Here is a 15723-nt window from a genome sequence, read left to right as displayed (position 1 = left end):
CTGTCAGCAGGCTTAAGCGAGCAACTGCGCCCAGTTCACACTGGAAGCATCGCCGAGGGTAAAGCCCTTGCCGGTCAAGGCCAGGTTCTGGTTGTAAGCCGAATCTTGGGTGAAACGCGCTTGCCACTTGTCTTGCAGGGCCGCGGCGGTCTGCAGCGCGTCAGGCAGCAGGCCTGGGTGCAGCATTTGCGCCTGAGGGCACCAGACAATCAGGTAGCCAGCGTCGGCGGCTTTAAGGCACAGGTCGATGTCAGAGAAGGCTTCGTCGAAATGCTCTTCGTCCAGACCGCCGGCGGCTTCGTAGAGCTCTTTGCGCACCATCATGCAAGCCCCGGACACCGCCGAGTAGTTCTGCTCCACCTGGTGGCCGTTCATGTAGCCTTTGGCATCTTTGCGCTCATCGATAAACACCGAGCCCAGCACGCCATTGAGGCCCAGCACCAGGCCGGCTTGCGTGGTGACGCCACGAATGTCCATCAGCTTGGCGCCGACAATCCCGACTTCCGGACGCTGGGCCTGGTTCAACAGACTGTCGAGCCAGTTGGCGTTGACCACGACGGAGTCAGCAGACATCAGCACCACGTAGGCACCCTTGGCCTCACGCACGGCAAAGTTATGCAACGCCGAGGCGCTCAGACGCTCGCCGGTACGCAGGACGCGCAGGCGTTCGTCCTTACCTTCCAGGCTGGCCAGCCAGGTCAGCAATTCTTCGGACTGGCTGTGGTTATCGGCGATCAGAATTTCGTGCTGCTGATAGCGGGTGCGTTGCAGCACGCTGACCACGGCTTGTTGCAGCGACTCGAAATTGTCCTGGCTGTGCAGAATGATCGACACCTTCGGCCGTTCGGCGTGCTGGTAGTTGATCTGCCAGGTCTGCGGCAATTCGGAGCTGATCTGAGCGCGATAACCGCGCTCCTTGAGGGAACGTGTCAGAGCCTGACGTTCGTGAGGGTTTTCCTCGGTCGACGGCGCGTTGCAGATCAGCAGTGGTTCGGCCAGATGAGCCAGCCCACCCAGGCCGCCGTCTTCGATCAGGCGCAGCACCCGATCGAATTCCAGCGCCGACGCGTATTCAGTCGAGTAACCACCGGCCTCGGCCAAGACATCACGCTGGATCAACCAGTGACGAGCCATCAGCGACGGCACGGTTTGCAGCAGATCAAGGTTGACGCCCGGACGGAACACATCGCTCAGGGAACCGTTTTCCTGACGATGGATTTCGTCCATGGCGACGGCCCGCACGCCTTCGGCACCGAGCAACTCGAGGCTGGCACGCAGCAGGCCGCTGGCGGTGAATTGATCACCGGCCTCGGCCAGCACCAGCCAGTCAACGGTGGACTGGGCCACGCTCTGGTTGATGCGTTCAACGTAATTGGTGGCGGTGACTTTGACAAAGTGCACGGTGTCTCGCGGCGTGGTGGTTGCCGGCAAATCACCGGTGGTGAACACCACCACTTTGAACGCCTTGCAGTGACCACTGACCAGGCTGTCAAAGGTGGTCTGCAACTTGACCATGTCGGCGTCCAGGTCCAGCAGCAGGATGCCGAATTGTGGACCGCCGTTGTGTTTGGCCAGGTGCGCAGCAATCGACTTGAGTTGTTTGGCATCCGGGTTGCGCGCTTCGATCCAGTTCAGCAGGCGACCGGACGGCATGTTCTCGAGCAACGACTGTTCGTCCTGTTTCGGCACCGACGCCAGGCGCTTGGCCCAGACTTGCAGCTTGACGCCCTCTTCCTCATCTTCGGTGCCCTGCAACGACTCGGCCAGACGTGCAACCACGGTGCGGTTGAACGCATAGAGGCTCAGCGCTTCCCACAAACGGGCACGCAGGGTGCGGTCGTTATCGTTGGGATGAATGCGCATCAGCTCATGTTGCTTGAGCAAGATGCCTTCCAGCTCCTGCAACTGCAATTTACCGGCGGGCATGGTGTGCAGGAGGAATTCAAATTCAGTCAGCAGATCGAACACCGGCTGGTTGTAGAACGGCATTTCGACGAACTGCTCGGTATTGAACGTGCGCACTGGCTCTTTGCCGGATTCCAGCCAGGCCGAGGTGAAAATCAGCGTGCCCTTCAGCGAGCGCATGTTGTTGAGGCAGTCGGCCATGGTGGCGAAACTGTCCAGCGCCACCTGCTTGCCCTCGGCCAGCGTCTTGTGGCTCATGCCGGTGGGCAACGAAGCCAGAAACTCGGCGAAGCGCTCGCGGTCGGCCACGGTTTTGGCGTCCTTGAGCGTCAATACCGTCAGGACGTTGGTGTTGTGCTCCGAGGAGCCGTAGGGGATCTCCCGCACCGCGAACGGGATCGGCAAGATCCGCGCTTTGGCCCGTGCGAGCATGTAATAGGCATGCCCGATTTCCTGCCACTCGAAGCTGGTGCCCGGCAGCAGCGCGTTGTGCCAGTCTTGCAGCAACTCGGTACGGCTGACCGCATAGAACGGCGGCAGGAAGTGCCCCATGAATTGCATCAGGCGATCTTCGGCCCGATCCGAGCAGTAATCTTCCGGCCCCTTGCGATCACGACGGAAGTAATTCACTTCCGTGGCTCGGGCCAGGTACATGATCCCGTAGCCGTGGGCCATGCCGTAGTCGGCGTTGTCTTCGAGGAATTCGAGCGACTCGGTGATCGCATCGTGTAGCAGGAAGTCGTCATCGGCCGCCAGCACCATGTACGGCGTGGTGACCTGATTCACGCCATAGGCGAGTTTTTCCTGCAACCCGGTGTAGGTGAACTGCGGCAGGTGCCGGTAATCGACCATCGGGTAATCCCGGGTGATGTCGTCGTCGCTTTTGAGCGAAGAGTCCAGAACCAGGATCGTGCAGGGATAGCTGCTGTAATACTGCAAGGTACGCCGCAGGTAGGCGTTGCGGTTGTGGGAAATCACCACCACCGTCAACCGTTCATTCAGCGGTGCCACATCGTTACGAGCAGTGTTTTGAACGTGCATATCTCTATCCCCACAACCGGCCAAGCGCCGAGAACCCAGATTCAATAATGATTAACGAACGCGACGCAGATAGCCGTCCGGCGCCACGGTGATCAGCAGCTTGTTCTGCAACTGACGGTCGATTTCGAAGTCAGCGTTTTCTTCCAGGTATTTCCACACGGCAGTCTTCGGGTTGTCGCCCGGGCCCCATGGACGATCAGGGAAGAAGTCGGCCGGCATGTCTTCAACCACGGTGTCCATCACCACGCAGTAGCTGTCCACCGAGACCAGTGGTGCGTACAGGCGCAGTTCTTCCAGTACGTGGTCGTGGGTGTGGTTCGAATCCAGCACCAGAATGACTTTCTTGCCTTCGGCCGCGGCGCGCACTTGCTCGGCGATGGCCGCGTCGATGCTCGAACCTTCGATCATTTTGATGCGCTTGCTCATCGGGTGGCTTTCGATGGCTTCGCGGTTGTGCGGGCGAATGTCGAGGTCGATGCCCAGCACTTCACCGTGGCCTTGCAGTTCCAGCAAGGAGGCGTAGTAGATGATCGAACCGCCGTGGGCGATGCCGCATTCGATCACCAGGTCGGGTTTGACCTGCCAGATGATTTCCTGCATCGCCATCATGTCTTGCGGCAACTGAATGATCGGACGGCCCATCCACGAGAAGTGGTAGCTGTACTTGTGCTTGGCCGACTGGTTGAAGAAATCCTGGGCCAGACCGGTGAGTTTCTGGTCGTCGCCCTGGGCGGCGATTTCTGCCTGGCATTCGGCTTCGAAGGCTGTATTGATGGTGTTGTCGGTCATTTTTCTAATCTCAATAGTCACTGGAACGAAGCGCTGTCGACGGCGTGATAGACGTAGCGTCCATCGGTCATCCGCTTGATTTCTTCGAGGTAGTTGGAGTTCATCACAAACAGGTTGGCGCCTTCGGGCAGAGCGTCCATGGCCTCTTGCGGCGAGGACACCCGCACGCCGCTCAGGGGCAGATACCGGCCTTGTTTGGCCGGGTTGATATCCACCACGCGATCCACCGCCACGCCGGCCCGTTGCAGGAACAGCGAATAGATCACGCCTTTGGACGACGCGCCCCAGATTGCCGAACCTTGCTCGGGCGCGGCCTGGATAATCTGCACCGCACGCTCGAGGCTGCTGGTGAAACCCTGTGGCAGCTCAAGGCGTGGCACCGGTTGTTCCGGGGTCAGGCGCAAGGTCGCCAGGTCCGCCACGATGTACAGGTATTGGCCACCGAACAGGTGACCGGCCTCGTGCACCGTGCCGAACATCCGGCGCAGGTCATCGAGGCGGAAATAATTGACGTGCTCGTAGAACAGGTCGAACCAGGCACGGTGCTCAAGGATCCAGTCGAAGCACGGCACTTCGATGTAGATCTGCCCGCCCTGATTGGCATCGGCCATCTCGGCGAGGAAACTCACCGGGTCTTGAATGTGTTCCAGCACATGGCGCAGCACAATGGCGTCCGCCGCCAGGCCCAGGCCACGGGTGAACGGCGCCTTGATCACGTCAGCGTTGTTGCCCTCGTAGGCCGGGTCGATGCCGGTGATGGCGTAGCCCAGGCTTTTCAGCAGCTCGAGGAAGTAGCCTTTGCCGCAGCCGACTTCGATCAGTTCCTGACCCTTGAAGTGACGGGCAATGATGCCTTCGACATCGCTCAGGTGCTTCTGGAACTGGCCCGAGTGCGCCTGTTCGTTCTGGTAGTCAGCGTCGTAGCTGAGCTTGTCGGCATCGAAGGCCTGGTTGAAGATCAACCCGCTCTTTTCGTCCTGCACCAAGACCATGTCGGCGCACGCCGACGCTTTCGCCGACGCAGGGTCGGCAAAGGTACGGTTCTGCAACACCGGCAGGTCGGCGACCCGATACAACTCATGCCTCATGCTCTGCTCCCAGTAGCTGTTGCAAACGGTCCGCCACGCCCCAGAACGCCATTGGCTCGTGGGTCGGATATGGGTAGTGACCGAGGTTCAGGCGGATCGCTGCGCCACGTTCGCGCAGTCGCTGCTCGACCAGCGCTCGGACCGAAACCGGTTGGCCGCTGGAACAATTGATCACGCCGTCGAATTCACACTGTTGCACGATGGCGGCGAGGTAACCCGCGGCCGTGTCGATGGCCAGGTAATCGCGCAGTTGTTCGCCGGCCGACATGTTGAAACTGGCGTCGCCGGCATCGATTGCCCGGTCCAGCGCCGCCAGCAAACTGTTCGGGTTTTGCCCCTCGCCGTGCAGGTAGAACAACCGTGCCCATTGCAGGGTGAACGGTTGAACCCGCTGCAGACTTTCCAGGAACAGGCGCAGGGTATTTTTTGCCAAGCCGTAAGGGTTGCCCGGCTGCGGCGCGGTCTGCTCGCTGAGCGGCCCGCTCTGCAAGCCGTATTCGAAACAGGTGCCGGTGACCAGCACTTGCGAGACGCCCGCCTCGACCGCGCCCTTGATGAACCGGTAGTCGGCCATCAGGTTGTGCTCGAAGTGAAACAGCGCCTGATAGTTCGGCAACCCTGGCCAGGCCAGGTGCGCCAAGGCATCGATGCCATCGGTCAGCGCGGCGATATCGAGGTCGGCGGCGTGAATATCCGCCGCAACGAATTCCACGGCATTGATCCACGGCAAGTTCGCGGCGGTCTCGGCGTTACGCGCCACGGCGCGGACTTCGCAGCCACGGGCGAGCAAGGCCTTGACCAGATGCCGGCCGACGAACCCGGTCGCCCCGGTGACCAGGACCTTCACAGGACGGTCAACTCAGGCACGGCGATGACAAAGCGGCCATCCCACTGGCGTACCTGGGCCAGTTGCTGACTGACTTCGTGCAGCAGGTTCCACGGCAGCACCAACACGTAATCCGGCTTCTCGATATCGATCTGTGCCGGCGACACAATCGGAATGCGACTGCCCGGCAAGTACTTGCCCTGCTTGTGCGGGTTGGCATCGGCCACCCACGCCAGCAAGTCTGGTTTGACCCCAGCGTAGTTGAGCAAGGTGTTGCCCTTGGCTGCGGCGCCGTAACCAACCACACGTTTGCCATCGGCTTTTGCCTGCAACAGGAAACGCAGCAGTTCGTGCTTGATGCGTTCGGCAGCGGGCGCGAGGGTCGCGTAGTACTCGGGAGTTTTCACCCCGGCGGCGAGTTCGGCCTGCAGCTGCTGAGCAACTGCTGACTGCACGTCGCGGCGCACACCGTCGGCGCGCTGGACAAAGACCCGCAGCGATCCGCCATGGGTCGACAGCTGACTGACGTCGAACACTTCCAGACCGTTGCGCGCGCACAGGGTCTGGACAGCGGTCAACGACAGATACGAATAGTGCTCGTGATACAGCGTGTCGAACTGCTGCCCGGCCATCAGCGTCAGCAATTGCGGAAACTCAAACGTCGCCACACCGGTCGGCTTGAGCAATGTCGCGAAACCGCCGAGGAAATCGTTGATGTCCGGCACATGGGCCAGCACGTTATTGGCCGCCATCAGGTCGGCAGACCAACCGTCGACGATCAATTGCGATGCCGTATCGCGGCCGAAGAACAGCTCGCGAATCTCCAGGCCTTTTTCCCGCGCCGCTTGTGCGGTGCTGCGGGTCGGCTCGACACCCAGGCATGGAATGCCGCGCCCGGCGACGTACTGCAACAGGTAACCGTCGTTGGCCGCAATTTCCACCACGCGGCTGTCGGCGGTCAGGCCGAAACGCTCGACCATCTCGGCGACGTATTTGTCGGCATGGGCCAGCCAGGTGCTGGAGAACGAACTGAAATACGCATACTCGGCGTCGAACAAGCTGTCGGCGCTGGTGTAATCCTCGGTCTGCACCAGCCAGCATTGCTGACACACCGCCACTTTCAGCGGCACCCATTGCTCGGTTTGTTCCAGCTGATCGGCGCGCACATAAGCGTTGGACGGCGGCGAGGTGCCAAGATCGATCAGCGGCAAGGCCAGAGAAGTCCCGCAACCACGGCAGTTCATACACGTACTCCAGCGAAGTGATCATCGAGCAAGGGATGGCTGGAATCCCGTACCGACAGATTATTGACAGGCAACGGCCAGGCAATCGCCAGCCGTGGATCATTCACACTCAAACCACCCTCGTGCACCGGCGTGTAATCAGCGCTGTGCAGGTAGAGCAATTCCGCGTCGTCGGTCAGGGTCTGGAAGCCATGAGCAAAACCGGCCGGAATCAACAGGCTGCGACCGTCACCGGCGCGCAGGTGTTCGGCGTGCCAGCACAGGAAGGTCTCGGAGTCGGGGCGCAAGTCCACTGCCACGTCCCAGACTTCACCGCGCAGGCAGGTGATCAGCTTGGCTTCCGGCGCGCTGGCGTTCTGGTAATGCAGACCGCGCACACTGCCGCGTAAACGTGTGCAGGAATGGTTGATCTGACGGATATGAAACGGTTGGCCGAAGGCACTGAGGCTGCCTTCACAGAACAGCCTCGCAAAGTGTCCGCGATCATCTTCGAAGCGTTTGTGCTGCACGCTGAACAGCCCGGCGAGCGGCAATGGTTTCAACAGAAACTCGCTCACAGCGCGCCTCGGTACAGGTTCAACTGGCCTAGGGTAATGGCGCGCATGTCGTCGCCGTTTTGCCACGCCAGGTGCCAGTCGAGAGTCTGGGTCAGGCACTGCTGCAACGACCAGCGCGGCTGCCAGGCCAACAGTTGACGAGCGCGGCTGCTGTCCAGGCGCAACAGACCTGCTTCATGCAAATCACTCGGTTCGATGCGCAAGCCAGGCGATTGCGGCCAACGGCTGGCGAGCAATTCGACCACTTCGCCAACGCTGCACATGTCCGCTTCGCTCGGGCCGAAGTTCCAGGCACCGGCAAACTCCGGGCCTTGCTCGTAGAGGCCGGCGGCCAGTTGCAGGTAACCGGCCAGCGGCTCCAGCGCGTGCTGCCACGGGCGCACCGCTTGCGGGTAGCGCAAGGTCACCGGTTCGTCGGCGGACCAGGCCTTGAGCACATCGGGAATCAAACGCTCCGGGGCAAAATCACCGCCGCCCAAGACGTTGCCGGCACGCGCGGTGGCCAGGGCCAGACCGTGCTCGGCATGCTTTTCCGCCGGGAAGAACGAAGCGGCGTAAGACTGTGCCAACAACTCGCAACAGGCTTTGCTGCTGCTGTAGGGATCGTGCCCGCCGAGGGCTTCGTTTTCACGGTACGGCCACAGCCACTCCTGGTTGGCGTAGACCTTGTCGGTGGTCACCAGCACGCAGGCGCGCACGCCGCCGACCTGGCGAATCGCTTCGAGCAGATTGAGGGTGCCCATCACGTTGCTGGAGTAAGTCCCCAGCGGGTCGCGATAACCTTCGCGCACCAGCGGCTGGGCTGCCAGGTGCAGGACGATTTCCGGCTGGGTCTCGGCGATCAGTTCCAGCAGTGCGCCGAGGTCACGCAGGTCGCCGCGTTGATCGTTGATGCCTTCGTGCACTCGCGCCAGCTCGAACAGGCTCGGCTCGGTCGACGGGTCCAGCGAAAAACCGCTGACCTCGGCACCCAGGCTTTGCAGCCACAACGTCAGCCAGCTGCCTTTGAAACCGGTATGACCGGTCAGCAAAACCCGCTTGCCGCGCCAGAACTCCGGGCTCAATCCCATTGTTTCCATGGGGCCTCCCCGCTCAGCCACAACTGCTCAAGGTGGTTTTTGTCGCGCAAGGTGTCCATCGGATGCCAGAAACCGTCGTGCTGGAAGGCTTGCAGTTGCTGTTCGTTGGCCAACGCAGCCAGCGGCTCGGCTTCCCATGAGGTTTGATCGTCGGCGATGTAGGGCAGCACTTTGGGCGACAGCACGAAGAAACCGCCATTGATCCAGCCGCCGTCACCGCGTGGCTTCTCAATGAAGCCTTTGACGCTGTCACCGTCGCGCTCCAGGGCGCCGTAACGACCCGGGGGCTGCACGGCGGTCACGGTCGCGAGCTTGCCGTGAGTCAGGTGGAAGTCCACCAACGCGCCAATGTTGAGGTCCGAGACGCCGTCGCCGTAGGTGAAGCAGAACGCTTCTTCGCCTTCCAGGTAACGGGCGGCGCGGCGCAGGCGGCCACCGGTCATGGTGTCTTCGCCGGTATCGATCAGGGTCACGCGCCACGGCTCGCTGTAGTTCTGGTGAACGTCCATGCGGTTGTTGCACATGTCGAAGGTGACGTCGGAGGTGTGCAGGAAGTAGTTGGCGAAGAAATCCTTGATCGCGTAGCCCTTGTAGCCAAGGCAGATCACGAAGTCATGAATCCCGTGGGCGGAGTACTGTTTCATAATGTGCCAAAGAATTGGCTTGCCGCCGATTTCGATCATTGGCTTGGGCTTGAGGTGCGACTCTTCGCTGATCCGCGTACCGAGACCACCTGCCAGAATTACTGCCTTCATCGCTGTCCTCTTGCTCTTCGCGCGGCCCTGCCACCCCCCGCAAGGGTCGGCGAACCGTCAGATGCACATCATTTACCCGCAGCCACTGGGGCCTTCACGCGTTTTGGGGTGAAGGTTTTATGGCGATATACGGGGGACTTGCAGGAAGTGAGCCAATTGTCTGGGGTCGGCGACTGGTGGGGTTTGGAGGGTTTTAGGGGCGGGAGGTGAACTTGGGATTTTGGATTTTGGATTTTGGATTTTGGATTTTGGATTTTGGATTTGGGTACATATCCGTTTCTGCGGTAACGGCTACTTATGGTTTCGCTCTTACAGCGAGTCCCTTTTTCAAACGCCGGAGTGCCGGCCCAGCAAAAAGGAACCAAAAGGCTTCGCCCCGGCTTACGGCGCCTCGCTGAGGCTCCGCGTTCCCTCGCTGCGGTGTCCATCAGGGGGCATCGCCTACGGCCTGCTTCGCGACGACCTCCTCTCGATGTGTGCGGCTTCGCCGCACGGCGCTGCGCGCCTACCCCCCTGATGAACACCTACGCTCGGCCTGCCGAAGGGGCGAGAGATCAAGATCAAGATCAACGTCAAAAGCCAAAGCCAAAGCCGAAGCCGAAGCCGAAGCCGAAGCCGAAGCCGAAGCCGAAGCCGAAGCCGAAGCCGAAGCCGAAGCCGAAGCCGAAGCCGAAAGGATCGCAGCCTTTGGGAAGCTTGCGTACGTCCCAAGAACAGGTCGGCTACAAAGCCGCCTTCGCGGGCAAGCCTCGCTCCTACAAGGGGTTCGGTGTACACGCTTCGCTCCTCACCACTCAACAGGCCGAGCGTTAGCTCGCCTGCTTTTGATTTTGATCTGCCCGCCCCTTCGGGAGGCTGAGTGGAGGTGTTTATCTGGGGGGTAGGCGCGTAGCGCAGTGCGGCGAAGCCGCACACATCGAGAGGAGGTCGAAGCGAAGCCGACCGGAGGCGATGCCCCCAGATGAATGCCGGAGCGAAGGAACGCCGAGCCTAGGCGAGGGGCCGGACGCTCGGGGCGAGCCTTTTTTTGCTTACTGTTTTTTTGGCGTTTGAAAAAAAAAGTGAGTCGCCGTAAGGGCGAAACCATAAGCCGCCGTTACCGCAGGAACGGATATGTCCCCCGGTGTCAGGATAGTTGTCGCCTCTCCGATTTTTCCTTAAAAAGCATATCGGGGGCGGAAAGAGACTGGTCGTGCCGTACTATTCACCTGAACGCAGAGCCGCATTACTCAAGATGCTGCTTCCCCCGCAGAACCTGTCGATGGCCGAGGTTTCCCGGCGCGAAGGGGTCAGCGAAATGTCTTTGTCCAACTGGCGCAAGCAGCTCAGTTCTGAAGGAAGTGCAGTGTCCGAAAACAAGTCGTTGGCCGAAAACTGGTCAGCCGAAACCAAGTTTGCTGTCGTGCTCGAAGCCGCCGGTTTATCCGAGATCGACCTGGGTGAATACTGCCGCCGCAAAGGCCTTTACCCTGAGCAAATTACGGCCTGGCGGCAGGCCTGCATCAACGGTCAGAAGGCAGATAAAGCCCAGCAAAAAGAAGATCGCGAGCAAGCTCGCAAAGACAAGAAACGCATCCAGGAACTTGAGCGCGAACTGCGCCGCAAAGACAAGGCGCTCGCTGAAACAGCCGCGTTGTTGGTGCTGCGAAAAAAGCTCAACGACTACTGGGGGACGAACGACAACGAGGACAACTAACGTCTTTGCCAGAGCGCCAGTTGCTCGTTGCCTGGCTGGGTAGCGCGGTCGCGGCAGGCGCCAGAAAAATCAGGGCCTGCCGGGAAGTCGGTCTATCGCTGCGAACCTTGCAGCGGTGGACTGAAACAGACGTTATCCCGGCAGATGCCCGAACGACTGTCACACGGCCAACACCGCGAAATGCACTGAGCGAAGTCGAGCGTCAGACCATCGTGACGCTGTGTAACAGCCCGGAGTACGTCCACTTGCCGCCGAGCCAGATCGTGCCACGACTGGCCGATCAAGCGTGTTATCTGGCGTCGGAGTCGACGTTTTATCGCGTTCTACGTGCGGCAGGCCAACAGCAACATCGAGGCCGCAGCCAGCGACCCAGAAGGCACGCAGCACCGACGACGCATGCGGCCAAAGCGCCCAATCAGGTGTGGTCATGGGACATCACGTATCTGCCCTCGCCGATACGCGGCAAGTATTACTACCTCTATCTGATCGAGGATATTTACAGCCGCAAGGCCGTGGGCTGGGAGGTCTACGACGCAGAAAGCGGGGAGAAAGCCGCCGCACTGCTGCAACGCAGCGTGATCGCAGAGCAGTGTTTGCACGAACCGCTGGTGCTGCACTCGGACAACGGCGCGCCGATGAAGTCGGTGACGCTGCTGAGCAAGATGTACGAACTGGGCATCACGCCCTCGCGGGGCCGGCCGCGTGTGAGCAACGACAATCCCTACTCGGAGTCGCTGTTTAGAACGCTGAAATACTGCCCGCAATGGCCGCAGGATGGCTTTGTCAGTTTGGACGCTTCACGCGCTTGGGTGAGGGACTTTATGCGCTGGTACAACAACGAGCACCGGCATAGTCGTATCCGGTTCGTCACACCGGCTGAGCGGCATCGGGGGCTGGATCATCAGGTCTTGGCCCGGCGACATGAGCTGTACGAACGAGCCAAGGAGAAAAAACCGGAACGATGGTCAGGCCAGACGCGTAACTGGGAGCCGATCGGCACCGTGCTGCTGAACCCGGATCGAGAGCAACAGATCGAGAAAATAGCGGCATAGTTAGACGGTTGACGCGACAACTACCTTGAAAAACGCCGATGTACACCGAACAATCAATCAATCAATCCGGCAACCACCCCCAAAGCCAGTGCTGAAGATTATCCCCCCGCAACATAAAGTCCCGATGCACCGCCTCCCGCAATTGATCCCCCATGCGATAACTGGCATCCGGATCAGCCAAGTGCATACGAATCGCCTGCAACCACTCCTCAGTGCTGTTACTCGACACCTTGGTGCACGGCAAGAACCCGTCATAGGCCCGGGTATCAGTGCAAATCACCGGATACCCGCACGCGCCGTACTCCAGCAACCGCAGATTGCTTTTGCAGTCATTGAAGATATGAAACTCCAACGGTGCCAATGCAAGGTCAAGATTCAGGCTCGCCAACTTGTACGGATAACTCTGCAAATCGATGGTGCCATGGAACTCATGGATGTAAGGGCGCAACGCATCCGGACACATGCCAAAGAACACCCATTCCACCTCATTGGCCAACTCACGAACCACGTCGGCAATGATTTCCAGATCGCCGGTGTGACTCGTACCGCCACCCCAGCCAACCCGCGGCTTCTTCGAGGTACGGCGCTGACTGGTCAGCGTCGCCCACGGCTCGGGCGGCAGCATGTTGGGCACCACGCGAATCTCGCTGTGCATGCTCGACAACACATCGGCCAGCGCCTGAGTGGTCACCACCACCCGATCACACAAGGCAATACCGTCACGCAGCATCTGTTCGGTGTTGGTCGGCTTGTTCCGGGCATGGCTGTTCTTTTTCGGCGTGCTGACAATGTAGTCGTCCAACTCGAAAATCCGCAGAGCGCTGGAGTATTTCTTCATGCGCAGAATGTCGGCCGCCGAGCCTTCGCTATAACGACCCTGCAAGATAATGGTGTCAGGCGACAGACGCTCGATTTCCACGGACGACGGCGACTCGTAGGCCACCCGAGAGATGACTCGCCCGGCAGCCTCAAGCTCTGCCAGCGGCGCCGTCACACGGTAATGCCCGATCGCTGATTCATTGACCGGCAAACCGAGAATCAGCGGCAGGTCGCGATGGCAGAACGGATTCCAGTTATTACGCAGCGAAGGCTCCAGACTGAAACTCGCCACGCCGAGCGTCAGCGCAGGGTTGTAGGCCGGATCACGAGAGATCGTCGGCAACCACTTTTTGTAGAAGGTTTCCTGCTCAAGCACCTGCGCCTGCACAGTGGCCTGCGTGGCTGCCGGTGACGGGTCTTCGCCCATCATCACGGTCGAAAATGGCGTCCAGACGACCAGGTAACCGTTTTGACCCGCCTTGAGGCACAGATCAACGCCGCTGAGCCCGAGGTTGAACTCAGCATCATCGCGCTGACCCAGGCTGTCGAACACGTCTTTGCGCACCATCAGGCAATCACTGCTGACCGCGCTCCAGTTCTGCACCACTTGCAGACGCTGCATGTAACCCCGGGCACTGGCGTGCTCACCGAGAAACGGAGAAGTGGCAGGTCCGGCGAGCCCCAGGATCAAACCCGCGGAGACGATCGCATTGTTGGGACCGAGCAGCCGCGCACCGACCACGCCGACTTCCGGGCGTTGAGCGTGATTGAGCAGTTCGGCTAGCCAGTCGCCCGCGCAAATCACACTGCGCGGGCTGAGCGTCAACAGGTATTCGCCCCGGGCGTGCTCGGCAGCAAAGTTGACCAGGGTCGCTTCACCGCCACTGCCGGCATAACGCAGCACTCGCAGCATGGCCGCGCCCATCTGAGCCATGGCGTCCAGCCAATCGGCCATCGCCGGATCGCCGCGACCTTCATCAACAATCAGGATTTCGTATTCGGTGTACGCGGTGGTTTCAATCAGGCTTTCGGTGCAGCGCTGCAACGCGCCCAGCGACGTGCCCGCGGCAATGATGATTGACACCAGAGGCCGCTGACCGTGCAGGTAATCGATGCGATTGAGCAGCGGCAATTCTTCGTGGCGAATCCGGTGTTCCAGACCGATGCGGGTCAGGTGCGCACTGACCAGTGCCTCACTGCCCTCGATCACCTCAGGCAACGACATCCAGTCGGGGAATGTCTGGGTCGACTCCACCTGAATCTCGGCGATGTGCTCAATGGTGTGCAACCCGGCCTCTTCCACCAGGCGCCAGAGCAAATCCTGCGGCGCCAGTTCGCCGTGCGCCGAATCAAAACCGCCCGCCGTGAGAAAGCGCTGACGCTCGAACGCCAGGGTTCGGCCGACGTAAGGGTAGGAACGCATCAGGTCGAGGTTGAAGTCAGGCTTGAACACCGGGTCGACGGACTCACCCTCGACCAGCGCGCCTTCATCGCTATAGGCACACAGCATGCCCGGCGTGTTGGCGATGCGCTCGGCCAGGACCAGCAGCGCCGACTCGCGCAGCGTGTCACCCGCCCGCAGCAGATAGAACCAATGCGCACCTTCCAGTTGCGGCACTACGGCATTGAGCTGTTGCGCCCAGTTTTCCTCAAGCGGCAGCTGCAGCACTTTATCGTCGCCATCGCAGTCAGCGTTGGAAAGCACCACGACCGCGTGCGGTGCGTACAGTTGACGGGCGAGGCTGGCCAGCGTGGCTTTCAACCCAGCACTGTCGGATTCGGTGTCGATGACGATCGGTACCAGGTTCGGACGCACCGCCCAGCGGCTGATACGCTCCGGCATGTGCCGCGCTTCCGCCGGATTGAAGGTGCGCACCGACAACCACTCGCGGTAGAAATCGGCATAGCTGTCACTGTTCCCGCCGACTCGGCCGTTGACCACGGTGTTGCGGTTGCCGAGTACACGAACCACGCACAACTCTTCCCACTTGCGCGGTTCTTCTGAAGCCTTGCTCAGTTCGACGCTGCGCACCCAACCCGAGGCCGGTGCCGATTCGCCACCGCGCGCAGTCAGCATTTGCGTCAGCCATTCCCATTCCTGCACGGCGGCCCGCGTCATTTCCAGGGTCTTGCTCAGGCGCTCCGGGTACTGACGCTCGGTGCTCAGCACGGTGTTCAGCGCCGCCAGGTTTCCGCGACGCAACAGGCACACGAACAAGGCAAAATCGAGCATCGCGACAAAGCCAGAGCCTTCCTGGGTTAGCGCCGGCAACAGCTCCAATACATCGGCACGGCGCATCAGCGTCGAGCTGAAATTACCGATGAAATTCTTCGGCGTACCCTCGAAAATCGCCAGCATGTCATCGCCCTTGAGCAACGAGTCAATGGGCGAAAAACGGCAGTTATCAATCCGGGGCGGCAAGATGAAGTTGTTGGCATCGCTCATCATGCGCAGGGCGCAAACGAGGGTGGCCTCGGGATGATCGATCAATACCTGGGCCTGCATTGCGATGCTCGGCGCGAACAGACGGTCGTCGTCGCACAGCACTTTGATGAACTCGCCACGCGCTGATTCAACGCAGCGCAGCAGGTTCTTTTGCAGGCCAAGACGCTTCGGGTTTCGCAAGTAACGAACGGTGTGTACGGGGTCGGCAAACGACTCGACGATTTCGCGGATCTCGTCTGAGGACGAATCGTCACAGATGACGATCTCGATGTTCGAGTACGTTTGGGCGAGCGAACTTTCCAGCGCCTGACTGAAAAAGCGCGGGTTGAAGGCGGGGATGACGATGCTGACTAGAGGGTGTTGATTCACGGCGAAACTCTCGAGCGGCGAGCCCCTGCCCTTTCAGGCAGAGGCTTCGTAACCGCT

The 15723-nt window shown here is 60.4% G+C and carries 10 protein-coding genes; 1 reads left to right on the top strand and 9 read right to left on the bottom strand.

From position 1 onward, the window contains the following. Positions 1-12 precede the first annotated feature (12 nt). The 8 genes from ACA068_RS08790 to rfbF are packed head-to-tail and all read right to left on the bottom strand — an operon-like array spanning position 13 to position 9284. Positions 13-2946 carry a TIGR00180 family glycosyltransferase gene (locus ACA068_RS08790; RefSeq protein ID WP_497309168.1) on the bottom strand — a complete coding sequence of 978 codons (2934 nt, stop codon included), beginning with the start codon at positions 2944-2946 and terminating at the stop codon, positions 13-15. Between the two features lie 51 nt (positions 2947-2997). Beyond that, on the bottom strand, positions 2998-3735 hold the full coding sequence (locus tag ACA068_RS08785; protein ID WP_094471212.1) for a cephalosporin hydroxylase family protein: 738 nt from the start codon (positions 3733-3735) through the stop codon (positions 2998-3000). Positions 3736-3752: 17 nt separating this feature from the next. Further along, a complete protein-coding gene (locus tag ACA068_RS08780) occupies positions 3753-4823 on the bottom strand; it encodes a class I SAM-dependent methyltransferase (RefSeq protein ID WP_497309166.1) in 1071 nt (356 codons plus the stop codon). Next, positions 4813-5670, bottom strand: a complete 858-nt coding sequence (locus ACA068_RS08775; protein ID WP_497309165.1) for an NAD-dependent epimerase/dehydratase family protein — start codon at positions 5668-5670, stop codon at positions 4813-4815. The genes ACA068_RS08780 and ACA068_RS08775 overlap by 11 nt, the downstream gene beginning before the upstream one ends. Beyond that, positions 5667-6893, bottom strand: a complete 1227-nt coding sequence (locus ACA068_RS08770) for a methyltransferase domain-containing protein (RefSeq protein WP_497309163.1) — start codon at positions 6891-6893, stop codon at positions 5667-5669. Before ACA068_RS08770 ends, ACA068_RS08775 begins: the two co-directional genes overlap by 4 nt. Continuing rightward, positions 6890-7450: a dTDP-4-dehydrorhamnose 3,5-epimerase family protein gene (locus tag ACA068_RS08765; protein ID WP_497309162.1), complete on the bottom strand. Its 561-nt coding sequence runs from the start codon at positions 7448-7450 to the stop codon at positions 6890-6892. The genes ACA068_RS08770 and ACA068_RS08765 overlap by 4 nt, the downstream gene beginning before the upstream one ends. Further along, entirely contained in the window at positions 7447-8529 is a 1083-nt protein-coding gene (rfbG, locus tag ACA068_RS08760; protein ID WP_497309161.1) for a CDP-glucose 4,6-dehydratase, read from the bottom strand. Before rfbG ends, ACA068_RS08765 begins: the two co-directional genes overlap by 4 nt. Beyond that, the gene (gene rfbF, locus ACA068_RS08755) at positions 8511-9284 is read right to left on the bottom strand and encodes a glucose-1-phosphate cytidylyltransferase (protein ID WP_094471206.1); all 774 of its coding nucleotides are present in this window, start codon (positions 9282-9284) and stop codon (positions 8511-8513) included. The genes rfbG and rfbF overlap by 19 nt, the downstream gene beginning before the upstream one ends. 1192 nt (positions 9285-10476) lie before the next feature. On the opposite strand from rfbF, the gene ACA068_RS08750 reads away from it, so the two are divergent. After that, a protein-coding gene (locus ACA068_RS08750; RefSeq protein WP_497303394.1) for an IS3 family transposase occupies positions 10477-12032 on the top strand; the annotation gives its coding sequence in 2 pieces (ribosomal slippage) (positions 10477-10941 and positions 10944-12032; 1554 coding nt in all). Between the two features lie 61 nt (positions 12033-12093). Here the strand turns inward: ACA068_RS08750 and ACA068_RS08745 are convergent. Next, positions 12094-15666 carry a glycosyltransferase gene (locus tag ACA068_RS08745; protein WP_497309159.1) on the bottom strand — a complete coding sequence of 1191 codons (3573 nt, stop codon included), beginning with the start codon at positions 15664-15666 and terminating at the stop codon, positions 12094-12096. Positions 15667-15723: the final 57 nt, after the last annotated feature.

The sequence above is a fragment of the Pseudomonas sp. LBUM1660 genome (assembly GCF_059695935.1).
Note: the sequence above shows the minus strand (reverse complement) of the source record. Positions and strands in the feature narration are given on the sequence as shown.